This window comes from Streptomyces sp. NPDC050263 (assembly GCF_040655955.1).
In the GTDB taxonomy this organism is placed as follows: domain Bacteria; phylum Actinomycetota; class Actinomycetes; order Streptomycetales; family Streptomycetaceae; genus Streptomyces.
The window spans coordinates 12,085-28,408 of record NZ_JBFAKW010000085.1 but is presented as its reverse complement, the minus strand read 5'-3'; the positions used below and the strand labels follow the sequence as shown (position 1 = coordinate 28,408).

18 protein-coding genes and 2 pseudogenes are annotated in these 16,324 nt (G+C 68.7%); 13 read left to right on the top strand and 7 right to left on the bottom strand.

What is annotated here, in order from left to right:
- The first annotated feature begins 167 nt into the window (after positions 1-167).
- Together AB0J04_RS30740 and AB0J04_RS30735 are read left to right on the top strand one after the other, a co-directional pair.
- Positions 168-1,022: a hypothetical protein gene (locus tag AB0J04_RS30740; protein ID WP_363171848.1), complete on the top strand. Its 855-nt coding sequence runs from the start codon at positions 168-170 to the stop codon at positions 1,020-1,022.
- Positions 1,023-1,204: 182 nt separating this feature from the next.
- Positions 1,205-1,309 (top strand): annotated as a pseudogene (locus tag AB0J04_RS30735) (IS630 family transposase); the annotation flags it as partial.
- 135 nt (positions 1,310-1,444) lie between these two features.
- Here the strand turns inward: AB0J04_RS30735 and AB0J04_RS30730 are convergent.
- From AB0J04_RS30730 to AB0J04_RS30720, 3 genes are all read right to left on the bottom strand, one after another.
- Entirely contained in the window at positions 1,445-2,086 is a 642-nt protein-coding gene (locus tag AB0J04_RS30730; RefSeq protein WP_363171847.1) for a hypothetical protein, read from the bottom strand.
- Positions 2,087-2,452: 366 nt separating this feature from the next.
- Positions 2,453-3,097, bottom strand: coding sequence for a hypothetical protein (locus tag AB0J04_RS30725; RefSeq protein ID WP_363171846.1), 645 nt, complete (start codon positions 3,095-3,097; stop codon positions 2,453-2,455).
- 72 nt (positions 3,098-3,169) lie between these two features.
- Positions 3,170-3,460, bottom strand: a complete 291-nt coding sequence (locus AB0J04_RS30720) for a hypothetical protein (RefSeq protein ID WP_363171859.1) — start codon at positions 3,458-3,460, stop codon at positions 3,170-3,172.
- Positions 3,461-3,984: 524 nt separating this feature from the next.
- On the opposite strand from AB0J04_RS30720, the gene AB0J04_RS30715 reads away from it, so the two are divergent.
- The 5 genes from AB0J04_RS30715 (at position 3,985) to AB0J04_RS30695 (ending at position 6,447) form a co-directional block, all read left to right on the top strand.
- Complete coding sequence (locus tag AB0J04_RS30715; protein ID WP_363171845.1) at positions 3,985-4,620, top strand: DUF5994 family protein; 636 nt, start codon at positions 3,985-3,987, stop codon at positions 4,618-4,620.
- A gap of 5 nt (positions 4,621-4,625) precedes the next feature.
- Entirely contained in the window at positions 4,626-4,799 is a 174-nt protein-coding gene (locus AB0J04_RS30710; RefSeq protein WP_363171844.1) for a hypothetical protein, read from the top strand.
- Positions 4,796-5,089 (top strand): DUF5994 family protein, encoded by a 294-nt coding sequence (locus tag AB0J04_RS30705; protein WP_363171843.1) that lies wholly within the window; start codon positions 4,796-4,798, stop codon positions 5,087-5,089. Before AB0J04_RS30710 ends, AB0J04_RS30705 begins: the two co-directional genes overlap by 4 nt.
- A gap of 451 nt (positions 5,090-5,540) precedes the next feature.
- The gene (locus AB0J04_RS30700; protein ID WP_363171842.1) at positions 5,541-6,170 is read left to right on the top strand and encodes a hypothetical protein; all 630 of its coding nucleotides are present in this window, start codon (positions 5,541-5,543) and stop codon (positions 6,168-6,170) included.
- 67 nt (positions 6,171-6,237) lie between these two features.
- A complete protein-coding gene (locus tag AB0J04_RS30695; protein ID WP_363171841.1) occupies positions 6,238-6,447 on the top strand; it encodes a hypothetical protein in 210 nt (69 codons plus the stop codon).
- Here AB0J04_RS30695 and AB0J04_RS30690 read toward each other — a convergent pair.
- The 3 genes from AB0J04_RS30690 to AB0J04_RS30680 all read right to left on the bottom strand — a co-directional run bounded on the left by AB0J04_RS30690 (position 6,434) and on the right by AB0J04_RS30680 (position 8,536).
- Entirely contained in the window at positions 6,434-7,321 is an 888-nt protein-coding gene (locus AB0J04_RS30690) for a dioxygenase (protein WP_363171840.1), read from the bottom strand. The two genes, AB0J04_RS30695 and AB0J04_RS30690, sit on opposite strands and share 14 nt — an antisense overlap.
- The gene (locus AB0J04_RS30685) at positions 7,318-7,500 is read right to left on the bottom strand and encodes a hypothetical protein (protein ID WP_363171839.1); all 183 of its coding nucleotides are present in this window, start codon (positions 7,498-7,500) and stop codon (positions 7,318-7,320) included. The genes AB0J04_RS30690 and AB0J04_RS30685 overlap by 4 nt, the downstream gene beginning before the upstream one ends.
- Before the next feature lie 580 nt (positions 7,501-8,080).
- Positions 8,081-8,536 (bottom strand): carboxypeptidase regulatory-like domain-containing protein, encoded by a 456-nt coding sequence (locus AB0J04_RS30680; RefSeq protein WP_363171838.1) that lies wholly within the window; start codon positions 8,534-8,536, stop codon positions 8,081-8,083.
- A 960-nt stretch (positions 8,537-9,496) separates the two neighbouring features.
- Between AB0J04_RS30680 and AB0J04_RS30675 the strand changes: the two genes are divergently transcribed.
- The 3 genes from AB0J04_RS30675 to AB0J04_RS30665 all read left to right on the top strand — a co-directional run bounded on the left by AB0J04_RS30675 (position 9,497) and on the right by AB0J04_RS30665 (position 12,673).
- Positions 9,497-10,852: a matrixin family metalloprotease gene (locus tag AB0J04_RS30675; RefSeq protein ID WP_363171837.1), complete on the top strand. Its 1,356-nt coding sequence runs from the start codon at positions 9,497-9,499 to the stop codon at positions 10,850-10,852.
- A gap of 843 nt (positions 10,853-11,695) precedes the next feature.
- Positions 11,696-11,911 carry a peptidoglycan-binding protein gene (locus AB0J04_RS30670; protein ID WP_363171836.1) on the top strand — a complete coding sequence of 72 codons (216 nt, stop codon included), beginning with the start codon at positions 11,696-11,698 and terminating at the stop codon, positions 11,909-11,911.
- A gap of 117 nt (positions 11,912-12,028) precedes the next feature.
- The gene (locus AB0J04_RS30665) at positions 12,029-12,673 is read left to right on the top strand and encodes a peptidoglycan-binding protein (RefSeq protein WP_363171835.1); all 645 of its coding nucleotides are present in this window, start codon (positions 12,029-12,031) and stop codon (positions 12,671-12,673) included.
- Between the two features lie 354 nt (positions 12,674-13,027).
- Here AB0J04_RS30665 and AB0J04_RS30660 read toward each other — a convergent pair whose 3' ends face one another.
- Positions 13,028-13,252 carry a hypothetical protein gene (locus tag AB0J04_RS30660; protein WP_363171834.1) on the bottom strand — a complete coding sequence of 75 codons (225 nt, stop codon included), beginning with the start codon at positions 13,250-13,252 and terminating at the stop codon, positions 13,028-13,030.
- A 271-nt stretch (positions 13,253-13,523) separates the two neighbouring features.
- Between AB0J04_RS30660 and AB0J04_RS30655 the strand changes: the two genes are divergently transcribed.
- The 3 genes and pseudogenes from AB0J04_RS30655 (at position 13,524) to AB0J04_RS30645 (ending at position 16,281) form a co-directional block, all read left to right on the top strand.
- Entirely contained in the window at positions 13,524-13,685 is a 162-nt protein-coding gene (locus tag AB0J04_RS30655) for a hypothetical protein (protein WP_363171833.1), read from the top strand.
- 189 nt (positions 13,686-13,874) lie between these two features.
- Positions 13,875-13,949: pseudogene (locus AB0J04_RS30650) on the top strand (nitroreductase); the annotation flags it as partial.
- 355 nt (positions 13,950-14,304) lie between these two features.
- Complete coding sequence (locus AB0J04_RS30645) at positions 14,305-16,281, top strand: M20/M25/M40 family metallo-hydrolase (protein WP_363171832.1); 1,977 nt, start codon at positions 14,305-14,307, stop codon at positions 16,279-16,281.
- Positions 16,282-16,324: the final 43 nt, after the last annotated feature.

Below are 16,324 nucleotides of genomic sequence, written 5' to 3'. Positions count from 1 at the left end.
GGCGTTCGGCACTCCTTCTCCCACGGAGATCCATCAGAAGCCCCCTAGCGCGTCGGCCACGAACGTTCGCCGGGTCCGGTCGGCCGACCGGACGCCCCGACGTCACCCGATCAGTTCAGTACCATGGTTTCCCGGCGATCGGGCCGACCTGCACGACAGGAGGCGCCATGGAGACAGTGGACCCGTCGGTGCGTCGGCGCCGGCAACGCGATCGTCAGGTGGGCAATCCGGCGGCCCTGCGCATGGGCGTGATCTGGTTCGTCCTCGGCGCCGCGGGCGCCTTCGTGCTCGGCCTCCTCGTCTCGCTGTGGTTCGACGCGCTGCGCGCGATCTCCCTCAACGCGCCGTCCGGCACCCATGTCTCGGGTGTCTCGGTCCTGCTCGTCGGCGCCGGGATGGTCGCAGGGGCCCTCCTGGTAGGCCTGGGGCTGCCGGTGGGCGCGCATCATCTCGACGGCTACCGGGCTGTACGGGGCGGCGGCGGATGGGCGCTGGCGATCGGCGTCGCCGGCTTTGCCCTGGGCGTCGCTGTCGCGGCGCGGGACTGGGTGGCGGCGGACCGCGTCGGCTGGGTGGTGACGGACTACGAGCCGCCGGAGCCCTGGGGTTGGGTGCGGTGGATTCTCTACTACGCCGACCTCTGGTTGCCGGGTCTCCTGGTCGTGCTCTCGCTGTTGCTGGTGTGGTCGGCCGTCCGGGCCCAGCGCCGCGGCGCCGCGAGCGCCGCCACCCGGGACCGGCTGCTGACCGAGGGGCTGCGGACCACCGGGACCATCAGCGAGCTGCGCATCCACTACTCCAGCGACGACTCCGGTGGGCGGCACGTCGCGGGGGCCACCGCCACGGTCACCTACGTCGACGCCGCCGGCACGCGCCGCTGGGTGACGCGCAAGTACGCCGATGCGTCCGTGCTCGTCCAGGGTGGCGCGGTGCAGGTGCTCCACGACCCTGCCCGCGCGGACGACGACGACTCGGTGTTCGTGAGCTTCCTGCGGGAGCCGGCCGCCCTCGACTGGGTCTGACGGGCAGCTCGGCGGAGCTCCGGCTGGTCAGCCACAGCGGATCGTGCCGGGCGGACCGGTACTGCGACACGTAGGTACGTCGCCGGGTCGGGGGTGGCGGCGGTGGGATGCGTAGTGACGTCCGATCCGACCGCTGGAGGCGCGGTGGCCGAGCCCGTCCCTGTGCGCAGACCGACCGACCCGCCCGCCACCGCGACGTCCTGGCCGCCGAACGCAAGGAACGCGCCCGCATCCGCAGGGAGAAAGGCGTCCGATGGGGCGGACGCCCGCTCACAACCGCTGCCTGATCCAACCCGACCCGGCCCGGTCGGAGCGAGCACCGATGCGGACGAGGCGAGGTGCAGCTTTGCTGGGACATGCTCCATGTCGTCGCGGTGCTGCCGCCAGGCATGGATTGGCGCCTGAGGGCAGCATCGCTACCGTCAGAGGCTTTTGACGAAGCCGTCGATGTCGTCGCCGACCCCCTCGAAGAATCCCGCGATCTTCCGGCCCGCTTCATCGATCCATTCCTCGATCCTGTCGAGGAGGCCGATGAGGAAGTTGACCACTTGGTTCATGATGTTGGTGAGGAAGTTGAGCACCCGATTGAGGGCTCCGACGAGCATGTCCTGCCAACTGGGATTTGCGTCACCGAGGCCTTCGGCACGGTCACAGATTTCGTCGATCTTCTCGTCGGTCTTCTGCTTGGCCTCGTGGCGGACCTTCTCGATGCTGTCGTGGAGACTCCCCTTGTTCTTCGTTCTCGCGTACTGCTCCGCCGCCCCCTTCACGTCCTTCTGCATGCTCTGCAGGTAATCCCCGATAGCCTTGATGCTCTTCGCGGTCGCGTCTTTGAACTCGCTCTGCACCCGTCCTTGCTCTTCGATCAGGGGGAGTTTCATTCCGGGGTGCAGTACGGGCAGCGGGTAGACGATGGGCGGATCCAGGTAGGTCCTCTTGGCGCCCTCGCCGGCGCCGGCGAGGGCGGAGCCGACGAACCTTTCCAGTTCGGTGACGTAGTGCATCTGCATCGATCGAATGACGGGCCTGACAGTTGCCGTCTGCCTCTGGGCGGTCGCGGTCATCTACTGCTCCTCGTGTCCTGGATTTCACCGTTCGGGCCTTCCGACCCTGTAGGTAACCAGGGGCTTGCTCCGACACACGGGAGCTATTCGCATGTGCGCCCATCAGTGTGAAAGGTGTGCCTCATCGGAGCAGCGGTCGCCGTCCTTACGGAGACGCCGGAGTCCCGGGCCTCGGCCGGCTCGGCGAAGTGCTGTCTGCGCCCCGAGGCGAGCCCAAGTGCGCCCTGGCGCGGGCGTCTTGTCCGCTGCCGTGGGCCGCTGGGGTCCGTTCGTTCCACCTCTTTGTGAGTGCACTGGCGAGGTGCGGTCCATGTCTTCCTGCCCGCCTGGAGTGCTGGTCGGAGCCGGGTCAGCGGACGAGCCGTGTCAGGTCTCCGGCAGGCTCGCTGCCAGGCGGACGGCTGCGTCGACCCGGGTGTCCAGCACATGTGACGCATCAGGCCAGCCCACGTACCACACGCACAGCTCCTGGCGGCCCGTCTCCACCGACTTCACGTCCTGCGGCAGGTCAAGTCGGCCTGCATCCCGCCGGTGCAGTCGTGCCGGCGGCCGCTTCTCGGAGAGGCGGACCAGGATCGCCGTGTACCAACTGTTTCCCCCCTCGAGGCCCTCGTCGACGGTTGAGCAGGCGATGCCCACTTCGACGCCGTCCCGGTGCACCACGGCCAGCAGCTCGCCGCGGAAAAGCGGGCTCGCCGGCAGCTTCCACTCCTCCCCGTCGGCGGTGAACGCGTCCAAGTCGGTCTCGCAACGTCCTCCGTTGCGGCCCGCCCATGCGGTCAGCAACCCGCGGCTGCGCGACTTCCGCTCCGCGTCGCGCCGTACCTCGGCCAACGTCATGGCGGAGAGTGTGACCCCGAGTACGACCGTGACAGCCGCAACGAGCAGTATCGCCTGCCACGGGAATCCCCAGATGAGCCCGCAGACGAGGAGGAACACCGACCCGCCTCCTGCGATGACCACACCCATGATGAGAGCTTCCCGCTCATCGTCCATAAGGGGCATGTTCATCAGTAGACCACCGCTTGCAGCCAACTGCCCTGGCCTGGAAGGCTTTTGTGCCGCACCGAGGGCACACGCGCCTCAGATTTCGTCAGTGTGCGCACGGCCGTTTCCGGAGGACCCACTGGTGACCAGCCAGGAGCGCACAGGCTCTGCTGCGCGCGCGGTGTCCACCGTGAGGTGGAGGCGGGTTCCGGCGGCCCCCGTGCCGACGGGATAGCTGCGTTGCTCGGACGAGGCGAAGCAGCGACGAAGAACCTCCGCGACCTGGCGGGTGGCCTCGGGGGACGAGGCGACGAGGCGCACGTCGACGTTCCCGGCAGAGGGCGGTTCCGGTGCCTCCGCGGGGTCACGCCGTCCCGGCCTGCCCACGGCTTCCGCCGCGGAACGGGCCGAATCATCGGTGGCACAACCCGGCTCGGCGTCGTCGACGGTGGGCGACACGGAAAGCTCTGCCGCTCGTAGCTTCTTCACCCGCAGGGGGCCGATTCCCGGCAGCGGGAGGTCGTGTTCGGTGAGGGCTGTACCTCTGCTGGTCGCGGTCATGGCGTGAACCTTCCCCGGGCTCGTCTTCGACGTTCCGGTTCTGTTCCTCGCCGAGAACGGCACCAGCATCTGATCCGGTGTGCGGAGTGCTCCCGGTATTTCGGCCTTACTCCGCTCGAAGGCCCCTGCGGGTGGGGCGGGTGGGGCGGGTGAACAGCCTTTCTCCCCGGAAACGCGCGCTCTGGGTCACCGTGCGGGGGACCCGCCGACGGCACGGTCCGTTCGGCTCGGCCGGGGAGTACGCTGGAATGTACCGAGGATATTTCGCGCACCGGCTTTCATGCTCGTGTCGTTTTCGGCGATTCAATATGCCGGGCCGGTCACCTCCGGCCCGGAGCAGGGTTCGCGTCATGACTGCGACCATTACCCTCTCGCCGACATTCGAAGACCGGCTCTCGTCATCCTCCGACACCTCTTCCTCTCTCCGTCTGTCGCTGGCTCCTGTCGGCGCCACGCCGGCTCTCCTGGACGGCGCCTGGTGGCCCCGCTCCCGCGATCTCGGGGCGGAGCTCCCCACCCTGACAGCCGCACTGGAGCCGTTGTGGGGGCGGATCACCCGGGTCACGGTGAATCCCACCCACTGGCCGGTCGTCCCGCGCAAGGTGCCCGTCGCCGGGCATGTCGTGAAGGTGGGCTGGTTCCTGCACGAGCAGGACCCGCACGAACTGCTGCTGCTCTCCTACCACATGGGCCGCTGGAACCTCCTGGTGGTCCCGCCGCGGACGGACCCTGTCGCGGCCGCCTGGCTGATGGCCGCCGCGAGCGACCCCCTGGGCACGTCGACCGCCAGCCGGCTGATGGAGCAGGCCGCGCGTCGGCGGACGGTGACGGAGACCGACCGGGCCGTGGAGGCGGTCTGGGACTCCGAGGGAGGGCATGGGGCTCGCGATCCCGCCGCGCGGCCACGGACCCCGGCAGCCATTCCCGGGGGCGGAGACCAAGCCGCTGCACCCGCCGCGACCGCGAATCGGCCGAAGGAGATGTGAGAACCATGGAGACCTTCGTGACCGTGGCCGTCGTCATGGCGATGATCGCTCTGGGCGTCCTCCTCATCCACCTGGCCAACCGGCAGCACGCGATCGCATCGCCGCCTTCGACCACGGCCGCTTCCGGGCGACCTGGCGGGGCAGCGGCACCCGGAAGGGAGTCGGGTGAGACCCCGTGATCCCCATCAGGCTCCTGGCGGACACCGGTACGGAGCCGGTACTCCCCGGCACCGCGGTCCTGAGGACGGAGACGACGCCCAAGCGCACGGGGACGTTCGACGGCGTGTGGTGGACGCGGTCACGCGACCTCGAGAGCCGGCTGTCCGGACTGCTTGCCGCGCTGACCGCCCGGCTGGGTCCGCTCGCCCGTGTCGGACTCGACGCGGGCGCCTGGGACGAGCGGCCGGGGCATCTGGTCGTCAACGGTCGTACCGTCCGCGTCGACTTGGTCGGTGCCCCCGGCTGGTAGCTCATCGGGTCGCTCGGCGCGCACTCCGGTGCCGGAGGTCGCGTTCAGGAACCGAGTTGAGGAACCGAGGGCAGGAACTCGGTTCGCCGGGCCGGAAGTTCATCCTGTCCGTCACGTCACCGCGCTCGCACACCCACATCCTCACGCGTCCGGACAGAGGAGCCATGCCCCTTCCGCATCTGAACGTCTACCGGCACGAACGCGGTACCCGCGCTCCGATCACCCGCGCATCCCGGCTCGCCACGGATGCAGGCAGGACCTTGCGACCGCACCGCCCGTCGCAGTGCGTCACCCGCGTCACCGAGATCACCGGCTCCGGATTCCTGCTCCGCTCGTTCCCGGCCGCCGACGCGCGACCGCGGCGGATTCCCGTTGCCACGGGCGGTACGCCGTGACGGCCCCGCCCGGGCGGGAGCAGCCGCCGCGCGGTGGCCGAGGCACACCGTCCCCCATGGATGCGTTACGCCTGCGCCGACTGAACCGCTGGCAGGCCGAGACCCTCAAGGAGGACCTGGCCGATCTGTACGTGGAGTCCTCCCGGGCGCAGCCCGGCGAGGGGTACCGGAGCCGGGAGGCGTTTCTGCGGCGGCTGACCGGTGCCATCCGGCGGCCCGGCTTCGCCCTGCTGATCGCCGAGAGCACCGCTTTCTCCGGGTGCGTCTACGGATTCCCGGTACAGCGCGAGGGGACGTGGTGGCGGGGGTTCGACGGGCCCCTTCCGCGGAGCGTCGAACAGCTCACGGCGTCCGGTCACGTCTTCGCGATCACCGAAACCCTGGTTCACCCGCACACGCACGAGCAGGGCCTCGCCCGCAGACTCCAGCAGCGCCTGCTTGCCGACCATCATGCCTCGCTCGGGGCGACGTTGGTGGAACAAGCCGACTCGGCGGTCTGCGATGCCCTTCTGTCCTGGGGCTGGCAGGACATCGGGACGGTCCGTCGGCCGTCGGACCGTCCAGGTCGTGGGCCGTCGGACGCCATCGCGCTCCGGGCCCTGGTGCTTCCGCTCGGAGCCGGGCCGCGTACCCCTGTCCACCTGGACGGGCTGGCTCACGAAAACCGCACCCAACGGCCCTCCTGAAGCCGCGGGGTTCGGCGTCGAGGGCGCCCCGGGCCTGTACGGCGCTGCTCCAGCCGAGCAGCAGGGCATGGAGCGTGGACAGCGCCCCCAGCACGAGCGTGACGGCGAGCAGCACCTGGCCGGTCTGTTCGGTCCGTGGTGCGACGGTGAGCTCGTCAGCGCGGTGGCGGACGACCTGCCGTACTCCTCCGGTCACCACGTCCCACTGATGGTCAAGGGCCTCGGCGGCACGCCGATCGGCGAGCTGTACCTGGTGTGTTTGCTCACTCCTTCCTGAGGACGATGTCGAAGGTCGTCGAGGTCCACGGGCCCGCCGGCTGTCGGCTGTCCGGCGTCGGCGCTCCGGCCTCGTGACGTTCGGAGGGGCGGACGAGCGACTCCTTGACGCCGAAGACGGAGTCGGCGTCCAGACCGGCGTCGCCCGCCACGAAGATGTGAGTGATGAGACGCCGGAAGCCGGGTGCCGTCACCACGAAGTGCAGATGCGGTGCGCGCATCGGCGAGCGGCCGGCGTGATCGAGGAGTCGGCCGACGGGGCCGTCGTCCGGGATGGGGTACGGCGTGGGGGTGAGCCCCCAGAACCGGTAGCGGCCCTCGGCGTCGGTGAACAGGTGCGCGCGCCCCGCGAGGGTCGCGTCGTCGTACTGGACGTCGTACATGCCGTCGTCGTCGGCGTCCCACACCTCGACGCGGGCGCCGGGGACGGGGTTGCCGTCGGTGTCCGTGACCCGGCCGTCGACCCACGCCGGCTCACCGGTCGCGCCGCCCGCGATGTCCCCGCCGAGCTCGATCTCGGGCGAGTCCTGGACGAAGAACGGGCCGAGGACCGTGGACTCCGTCGACTCGTCGAGGCCCGCTTCGTTCACCGCGACGGTGAGCATGGAGATGCCGAGGACGTCCGAGAGGAGGACGAACTCCTGGCGGGTGTCGGTCGTGATGTGACCGGCCGCGGTGAGGAACTCGACCGCCGCGCCCCACTCGTCCTCGGTGAGTCGGTTCTCGCGCACGAACGCGTGGGCGTGCCGTACGAGGGCCTGCATGACCTCGCGGAACCGCTCGTCCTTCGCGGTGTCGAAGCTCGCGACGACCTTGTCGGTGAGTTCCTGTTCAGCCGTGTCAGTTGTCTCAGTCGTGTCGGTCGTGTCGGTCAACGGGGTTGCTCTTCCGTGCGAAGGGCGGTGAGAGGGACCGGCACCGGGGTGTCCCCGCGGCACGCGCGCCCCAGCAGCTCGCGCATCTCGTCGTGCGTCACGCGCCGCGGGTTGGTGTCCGGTACCTGTGCCATGACCAGGTCGCAGGCCCGGTCGAGTTCCTCCTCTGCGAGGCCCAACTCGCCCAGCGAGCGCGGAGGTTCGAGCCGGGCGTAGAGGGCGAGCAGCGCGCCGAACGGGTCGGTGCCGGCCCGGCTCCCGCCGCAAGGAGCGGAGGCGGGCGCGCCACAGCCCCGAGACCCGGGACACCGTCAGGGGGAGCACGGGGTGGTCCGAGGCGATGTCCTGGCCGCCCTGGCGGTCCTGCACGGCGAAGACCATCCGCCAGGGCAGTTCGACGGCGGTGTCCGCGGCGATCGGTCGGCCCCGGCCCAGGGTCGTGCCGCTCGGCAGGGCCAAGGAGATCCGGCTCGGCCCCGACAGAGTGCCGTCCCGGACCGGTACGGGGTGCCCGATGTGGGCGGCAGGGTCTTCGGGGCCGACTGCCCGGACAGCGAGGTCTCCTCGGCCACGTGTTGGGGCGGGAAGGAGACCACGAGCCGGGCGTCGTCGCCGGTGGCCTTGAGCACGGGCATCCCGTCGGCGCGGGTTTCGGCCACGGTCGGACCGGACCAGGAAACCCCGAGGAGCAGATGGTCCGAGGATCGGACGAGGAGGAAATTCGGCACGACGACCACCGGCCGGGTCGGGTATGGCCCATCAGGCGTCGGCCTGCTCCGTGAAGTGCTGGAGGAGGGCTGTCTGGATGTGCTGGAGGAACAGGGTGTTCTGCTTGATCTGGGACAGCCGGGTCGTGGCGTGGTCGGCGTACTCCGGTCCTTCTACGACCGAGGCCAAGAGGAAGGCGGCGAGTACGTCGATGCCGCGCGCCGTATCCGCGAACTGGCCCACGGGGACCAGACGGCGGTCCAGCGGGACGGAGTCGTCGGCGACCACATCGGTGACCAGCGACGGCTGCCAGCTGTCCGCGTTGTTGAGCGAGTGGTGGGTGTCGAACCGGACGGTGACCGTCTCACCGGCGGGCACGTCGACGCTGTACGAGCCGTCGTCATTGGTGTAGGCGCGGTCGATGAGCGTGAGGTCGGGGCGGTAGACGCTGACCTTGATCATGAAGATCGGCTCGTTCCCGGTGGTGGTTTGCACATGCCCGTGCATCAGAGTCTCCTCTCGGGCGCGGCCGCCGGGATTCTCGTCGAGGACGTGCAGGCGCGGCCGAAGCCGACGAACGCAAGTCTGATTGAGATACAAACTTCTGAGGGTCGTTCAGGCGCACCTGATTCCAGGTTCGCCCCGTGCGCAGACCATGTCAATTTCGGTCGGGGCGCGTGTCCTGGCTGCGCAGGGCCTCCGGCCGTACGCCTATGCCTATGACGTCGAGGAGCGCGCGGGCGGCCGGGCTGGGATTGAAACGTCTCCACGCCAGGTACTTCGTGAATCCTTCGGTGTCCGGCGGGCGTTGGACGGGCTGGACGTCGACAGTCAGGCACTCATGCCTGCCCGGCTTGATTCGGCGCGGAACTCTGGTTGCGGCCCAGATCGCTTGGTAGCAGACTGGGGAGTGGGAATTTCCGAAAGCTACCCATGCGCACGTGGAGACCGGAACCTCCGTGCGGGAATGGAATGCCCGCTTTCTGCCTCGATCGCTTCGTCGCTTGCCCGCACATATTGCATTATCAAGGGGTCCAGGCATCATGGCGACTATTCACGATTCCAGTGGTATCTCGTTCGAGGTGCCCTCGCCTGTTCATACGGAAGCCGAGAGCGCAGGGATTGATTCGGCAGTCACAGCATGGACAGGGGACGGATACGAAATAACCATCGACAGGGGTCCGTTCGCCGATCCGCTTACCCAGTACAGCTCCCGGCCCGGGCATGTCGCTGCCGACGAATCGGTGAACGGCAGGAATGTCCGAGTCGTGGAATTTGCAGACGATGACGGTACCAGGGTCGTGGGTGCACACTTCCCGCGTCGACCTGATGACACGGGCGCGGATGGCGTATCCGTTCCCATGACGGTGATCGTCAGATTGGACCCCGGAACTCCGAAAGACGTGGCTCGGAAAATCATAGGGAGCATCCGATTCCCGACCTCGATCGGAAAAAAGGGAGAATGACATGGCACAGGCAGCCTTCATCGCCTTTCCCGAGGTTGCGAAACTGCCCACCGTCGATGTCGGCGAAAGGGCGGACGGGTTGGAGGCAGTCCAGGGATATCTTTCCCGATTCGGCTATCTGCCCGACAGTCGCACGACAAGCATGGTCGACACGACCACGTCTCGCGCACTGACGAAGTATCAGGAATTCAACGGGATCCCCGCCACGGGAGCGTTCGACGAACACACACGTACGTTGATGACGCAGTCCAGGTGCGGCATGGCCGACCTGCGCGACGGCGTGGAGTTCGCGACCACATGCGGTTGGACGCGCCGCGTCCTCACCTTCGCCTTCGACACCGGTACTGGCGACGTCGCTGGCAACCAGGAGTTCGACGCTGTCCGCAGCGCCTTCGGATCGTGGGCGAGCGTTGCCGGGTTCACCTTCAATGAGGTCGCGCCGAATCAGAACCCTGACATCCTGGTCGGATGGCGGCCGGCGAACGACCCCGATCACAGCATGGTCGGCGGCATCCTCGCGCACGCCGACTTCCCGCCTGGCTGCGGAGTCGTCACAAATGGCAGCCTGCCGAAGCCCGTTCACTTCGACGACACCGAGCACATGTGGAGTATCGGGGCCGCAGCCGGAGCCTTCGATGTGGAGACGGTCGCTCTGCACGAACTCGGCCATATCCTGGGCCTGGGTCACTCAAGTGTGGCCGGCGCGGTCATGGCGCCGTCGGTCGGGCCGAACTCGACCAAGACAACCCTGACTCAGGATGACATCGACGGTGTCCGCAACCTGTATGCCCCAAGCGCTTGGTCGGGGTGGGAGTCTCTCGGTGGTGTCATCACCAGCGACATCGCGACCTGTGTCAACTCGGACGGGCGGATGGAGTTCTTCGCTCGCGGGACGGATGGCGCGGTGTGGCATCAGTGGCAGACCGCACCGAGCAATGGCTGGTCGGGGTGGGAGTCCCTGGGTGGTGTCATCACCAGCGACATCGCGACCTGTGTCAACTCGGACGGGCGGATGGAGTTCTTCGCTCGCGGCACCGACAACGCGGTGTGGCATCAGTGGCAGACAGCTCCCAGCAATGGCTGGTCTGGGTGGGAGTCTCTCGGCGGGGTGATCACCAGCGACATCGCCGTGGGCCGGAACCGGGACGGGCGGATGGAGTTCTTCGCTCGCGGGACGGATGGCGCGGTGTGGCATCAGTGGCAGACCGCACCGAGCAATGGGTGGTCGGGGTGGGAGTCTCTGGGTGGTGTCATCACCAGCAACATCGCAGTGAACCTGAACTCGGACGGGCGGATGGAGTTCTTCGCCCGCGGTACCGACAACGCGGTCTGGCATCAGTGGCGGACCCAGGCGTAGTTGACCGGCAGTCAGGACAGACCACGCGGCGGGAACGGGTGTGTGATATGACCAGAGCGAACGGAAGCTATTCCACGACCGACGGCGCGGCGAGTGCGCAGCAGCACGGCATGCCACAGGGTGCGATGGAGCCTCGGGCCGCGAGTGCGGCGGCGAGCGTCGGGGAGCATGGGATGCCACAGGGCGGTATGGAGCCTCGCGCCGCGAGTGCGGCGACTGTGCAGCAGCACGGCATGCCACAGGGTGCGATGGAGCCTCGGGCCGCGAGTGCGGCGAGTGCGGCGAGTGTCGCGGAGCATGGGATGCCACAGGCTGCCATGGAGCCTCGCGCAGCCAAGAGTTGATACAGCATCGGCCCACTTGTCGTGGGCGCGCCCGGACCCGTTGCCTGATCGGCGGCGGGTTCCCGGGCTGCTGCTCAGCCAACTCCGCAGCCAACTCCTCAGTCAGCGCGTCCAGTTCGCTACGGCGAGCCGTGATCTGCTGCCCGGAGAACGACCACGTCGACCCCGGTGCCTGGCCGGCGTTGGTGTCCCAGCCGACGGGACCGCTCCCTGCTGAGCCCCGGTTCGAGCCGTTCCCCGGTGCGTCGTTCTTCCAGGCGGGGCGCAAGTCGCCCGTTATTGAGGGAATGCACGGTCGGCTTGACGTCTGAGGCTTTCCGAGCAAGGCCAGTGGATTTTCTGGGGCTTTGATGACCTGATCGTCAGGGAACTCGTTTGCCGGTACCCTTCCGGGTTTGCGCGCGACTCACATCGGTCGCATTCTGGAAATAAGGCAACCGTGACCGACCGGCAGGCGCACTCCTCGACCGGCGGCCTCCATCCTCTCCGAGGAGGCGAGATGGTTGCTCTGTCCAACGTGCGCTTCGGCAAGCGCAACGATGAGGTCAAGGCCACTCAGGCGGCGCTCATCGCAGTGGGAACAAGCATCCCCGCCGGCACCACCGGGTTCTTCGGTGAGCAGACGAGAACGGCCTACGCGGAATGGCAGCGCATGCTGGGATTTACCGGCTCGGCACGAGTCGTCCTTCATACCGAACGCGGTGAATCAGGCTGACGTGAACGCAACAGGCCCAGTCCAGTCGGACGGCGCAAAGCTCAACTGCTCACGCGGCTACGCGCAGGTGATTCCCGTCCGCATCGTGATCCGGCTCCTTACTGAAGGGATAAGGACATGCCTGCTTTGGCACCATTCCCAGGATCGACCTTCTTCCACAAGGGACAACGAAGTCCGCTGATCGCCGCGATGGGTAAACGCCTGGTGACGGAAGGGTGCGGCAAGTACCGGACAGGTCCCGGACCCGAGTGGACGGACGTGGACCAACAGTCGTACGCCGCCTGGCAACGCAAGATCGGATTCAAGGGGGCCGAAGCCGACGGCGTGCCGGGCAAGAGTTCCTGGGACCGGCTCCGGGTCCCGACGACGTCATCTGTTGCTGGTGGCCGCGTCGCATCTCCTGTACCGCGACACCATGTCACGACCGCCCACCGAGTGAAGGGGCCTCACTGGAGCCTGGGCTATCACACCGGCTCGGACTACGCGGCTCCCAAAGGCACACCCTGTGTCGCGGTGCTCAGCGGTTCCATCGTCCGCGCAGGATTCGACCGCAGTTTCGGCGACTTCCTCGTGCTGCGCGCCAACGGATTCGACTACTGGTACTGCCATCTCTCCGAACAGACCGTCAAAGGGGGTTCGGTCAAGGCCGGCCAGAAGATCGGGGAAGTCGGCTCGACCGGGAATTCCACCGGCCCTCACCTCCACTTCGAGAAGCGCCCGGCCCATGGCGGCTTCGGATCCGACGTGACACCCACCTGGTAGCCGTCGGAGGAGTCGCCCCGTGCAGGATGCGTACGAGGAGAGAGGCGGTGGACCTGCTACCGGCAGAGATGAGGTCGACGCCGCAGGCGACGTGGCGGCGGCGCTGTCAGCCCTCGGCGGGTCGCGCAGCCCGATGACGACGCGCCGGATCTGCTTCGCAGCGGAGCGAAACGGTGTCGCCGAGGGCGGGGACTGGCCGAGGTGCTGGCTCGCGGTGCCTGGGTCGACGCCCAGCCGATAGGCCTGTTGACGTCACGGTCGCCGCCGTCCCGGTCACCACCGCCGGGCCGAGCAACGCGGCTCGTGATCACCGCTCCGGGTCACCAGGCCGCAAACGCGGGTGATCTTACGGCTCTACCAAGCGCCGCCGGTGAAGGTGATGTCGTCAACGGCGAGAAACGGCTCGTTGGCCACGGTCTCGATTCCGGCGCCAGCGTCGCCGGTCCGGTTCTGGCCTACTGGCTCACCCGGCACGGCTGTCTTCGATGAGGAGTCCCGCTTCAACGCTTTCGTCGGGCCTGCCTCGGGGTGCTGACCCTGCCGAGCGTCTCCGTCCTCGACGGCGAACTCCTCATCCACGGCGGAGTCGGCCGCACCGTCGGCATGTACGGCGCGCGGCACCTCGGCGACGGGCGGGCCCTGTTCCTGTTTCGGAGCGAGCGCGAGTTCGACTACCACCACACGGTCGCAGGGGAGGAGGGCGACGCTTGGCAGCGACGCGGGTTACCGCCCCGGTCCAGCCGTCGGCGGCAGCACCAGCTTGGCCGTCGTCGGCGCGTACGTCCTTGCCGGAGAGCCGGCGCGGGCGGGTGGCGACCACGAGCGAGCCTTCCCCGCCTACGAACGCGTGATGACGGAGCACGTGCGCGGCAGCCGCGCGGTCGCGCTGAACGCGGCGAAGACCCTGATCCCCACGTCCCGCCTCGAACTGCGGCGCGTCTCCGGCCGGCAGGTCGCCTTCGCCGTCTTCGCCTTCTCCGTCTGGGATCCGCATTATCTGCCCGAGCTGTAGCTGATCGAGGAATCCCCCCTGAGATCCGGCAGCTTGAGCACGCCTGCTTCACGCCCGCTTCACGCCCCTGTCCACCGTGATTCGCCCAGCTTCCTGCGTCCGTGGTCGAACCGGCGATCGCAAGACTGCGCGCAGACCTGGCCGCGGGAGCCTTGCCTCGCCGCCACGCCGTGGATGTGTATGAGGCTGCGTGACGATCCCGACAGGCCCATGAAGATCGCGGCGTTGAACTCGGAGGCATTCGGGGCGCCCGTCGCGCTGTACCGCCGGCGACGGGAGCGCAGGCGCATCCTCCTCCTGCCTGGTGCCCGGGGGCGGCTCACGCGCACGGCGTGCTCGCGCCCCGTAACTCCTTCAACTGTCCGAAGCTGAACGGCATTCGCTTACATCCCGGGATGCGAGCACGCAACCGAAGACGGACGATGGGATGGTCGGGAGCCCATTCCCGGGGTGGAATGTGTGGGCAGTGGTCGGCCGACGCGGGGCCGTCCACGGATACCCTCTCGCGCCGCGCCACCGCTCTCGCGGTTCCTCTCGCTCCCGAACGGCTGTGGCCGCCCGGGACGTTCAACCGGTCATGTGCCGATTCCGGACCGGTTCACTTCGTGGAGGCACCGACATGCCCGTGCTCTTCTTCGACATAGGAGCGACCCTGGCGGATACCCGGGAGAAGGCGGACGGTTCGCTGACGCTGCTGCCCCGACCCCGTGTCCTCGCAGTTCTTGACGCCTTCCTCGACGTGCGCAAGGGCGTCATCTCCAACCCGGGCCCGAGCGAAGGCGCCGCGGAACGGGCCGCGTCAGCCCTGCGGGCGGCGTTCCCCGGCCGGTTCACGGACGACGCGCTCATCCATTGGGGCCCCAAGAACAGCCGCGAGATCTTCGACGACGCGGTCGCCGGCACGGGGGGAGACGGGTTCCCGGCCGCCGCAGCCGGCGAGTGCGTCTTCGTGGGCGAGGACCACGAGGAGCGCGCGTTCGCCGGACAAGCCGGGCTGCGTACGGCGGCCCACCCCGTGTTCACCGGTGCCGCCCTGGAGAACCGTCCCGTCCTCTGGGCTCGGATCGAGCTGCCCGAGGACCGGGGGCTGCCTGCACTGGAGACAGCCGCGAACCAGACCGAGGTCGTTCCCGTGCACATCGCCTCCGCGCGGCTCGTGCTGGCCATGGCGAGCATGCGCGGCGCCGCGGCACTCGAGCAGGCCGGTTTCACGGTCGACCTGCGGGGGCCGGTGGAGGACACGGCGGCCTTCCTGATCCGCGACGACCGCACCCGCGACCCTGCCAACGGCGTCGCGGACGGCCCGGACAGGGCGATCACACGCGCCACGTCCGCTTTCGGCGTCGTCGCAGACGAACTCGCCGGTCTCACGGCCCCGCCGCTCCTCCCGCTGGGTCCCGCACCAGGCGGTGTCTACGTCGCCGCACCCGCCGGCGCTCCGATCGAGGACGTTCACCTGCCAGGCGCGAAGCCCGGCCACACCGAGCGGCTGCTTCCGGACCCGGCACTCCTCTCCCGCCCCGGCGAGGCATGGGCACAAGGACTCGCCGCAGGCCTTGCGGGAGGCCCGGCGGAGCCGGGCCCACCCGTGGCGGCAGCCGGAGACGGCCGCCCCTCCGCGGAGACGATCGCCGCGGTACGGACGGCTGTGACCCCCGAGGTAATCCGCGGCCATGTCGCGCGCATCTCTGGTGTCGCACCGCTCAGAGACGGCGATGGGCTGCTGGTGAGCAGCCGTGACGTGTCTGCCGCGGACAACCTTCGAGTCGTCGAAGCGCTCGCGGACCGCTTCCAGAACCTCGGTCTGAGGGTACGACTGCACCGATTCCGGTGGCGCGGACGCCCGTTGTTCAACGTGGAGGCCGAGCATCAGGTAGCCGGGGCGGACTCCACGGTCCTCATCACCGCGCATCTGGACTCCACTGCCTCCAGCGGTGAATTCCTCGACGAGAACGGTGACCCGCGCCCCTACGATCCCGCTGTGGACCCCGCACCGGGCGCCGACGACGACGGCAGCGGAACCGCCGCCGTCATGGCCGCGGCAGAGTGCCTGCACGATTTGCTCGACGAGGGCAGGACACCGACCCGGAATGTGCGCTTCGTGCTCTTCAACGCCGAGGAACAGGGCCTGGTCGGCAGCAAGTTCTACGCGCGGGCCGCCGCCGCGGCGGAAGACCGCATCGCCGCTGTCTTCCAGATGGACATGATCGCGGGTCGCCGGCAGGGCAGCCCACTCACCGTCGAGATCCACGCCGGTTCCGCGGTGCCGGGGCCGGTCGTCGGCGCATCCGACACGCTGGGCGCTCTCGTCGCGGACACCGTCCCCGCCGTCGACCCCGCGGTGACGGTCCAACAGCTCACGGGCCCTTCCGATCCGGCGATCGGCCGGAGCGATCACGCCAGCTTCCACGAGCGGGGGTGGGCGGCGATCGCCGTCTCCGAGGACATTTTCGCTCTGGACGGCGGGCCCGGCACGGGCACCAGGCAATACCACACCCCCGGAGACACCCTCAACGACCAGGATCACAGTCCGGAGTTCGCGGCCACGATCGCCCGCTCGGTCACGGCGACCGCCCTCACCCTCGCGGGCCTGTGACCGACAAGACAACAGAAGCCGGGCCTCGCGCCTGGGCACAGGA

Excerpts from the sequence above, each read along its gene's own strand:
- AB0J04_RS30740 (WP_363171848.1), top strand. The coding sequence starts at position 168 with ATGGAGACAGTGGACCCGTCGGTGCGTCGGCGCCGGCAACGCGATCGT.
- AB0J04_RS30730 (WP_363171847.1), bottom strand. The coding sequence starts at position 2,086 with ATGACCGCGACCGCCCAGAGGCAGACGGCAACTGTCAGGCCCGTCATT.
- AB0J04_RS30725 (WP_363171846.1), bottom strand. The coding sequence starts at position 3,097 with ATGAACATGCCCCTTATGGACGATGAGCGGGAAGCTCTCATCATGGGT.
- AB0J04_RS30715 (WP_363171845.1), top strand. The coding sequence starts at position 3,985 with ATGACTGCGACCATTACCCTCTCGCCGACATTCGAAGACCGGCTCTCG.
- AB0J04_RS30710 (WP_363171844.1), top strand. The coding sequence starts at position 4,626 with ATGGAGACCTTCGTGACCGTGGCCGTCGTCATGGCGATGATCGCTCTG.
- AB0J04_RS30700 (WP_363171842.1), top strand. The coding sequence starts at position 5,541 with ATGGATGCGTTACGCCTGCGCCGACTGAACCGCTGGCAGGCCGAGACC.
- AB0J04_RS30695 (WP_363171841.1), top strand. The coding sequence starts at position 6,238 with ATGGAGCGTGGACAGCGCCCCCAGCACGAGCGTGACGGCGAGCAGCAC.
- AB0J04_RS30680 (WP_363171838.1), bottom strand. The coding sequence starts at position 8,536 with ATGCACGGGCATGTGCAAACCACCACCGGGAACGAGCCGATCTTCATG.
- AB0J04_RS30675 (WP_363171837.1), top strand. The coding sequence starts at position 9,497 with ATGGCACAGGCAGCCTTCATCGCCTTTCCCGAGGTTGCGAAACTGCCC.
- AB0J04_RS30670 (WP_363171836.1), top strand. The coding sequence starts at position 11,696 with ATGGTTGCTCTGTCCAACGTGCGCTTCGGCAAGCGCAACGATGAGGTC.
- AB0J04_RS30665 (WP_363171835.1), top strand. The coding sequence starts at position 12,029 with ATGCCTGCTTTGGCACCATTCCCAGGATCGACCTTCTTCCACAAGGGA.
- AB0J04_RS30655 (WP_363171833.1), top strand. The coding sequence starts at position 13,524 with ATGACGGAGCACGTGCGCGGCAGCCGCGCGGTCGCGCTGAACGCGGCG.
- AB0J04_RS30645 (WP_363171832.1), top strand. The coding sequence starts at position 14,305 with ATGCCCGTGCTCTTCTTCGACATAGGAGCGACCCTGGCGGATACCCGG.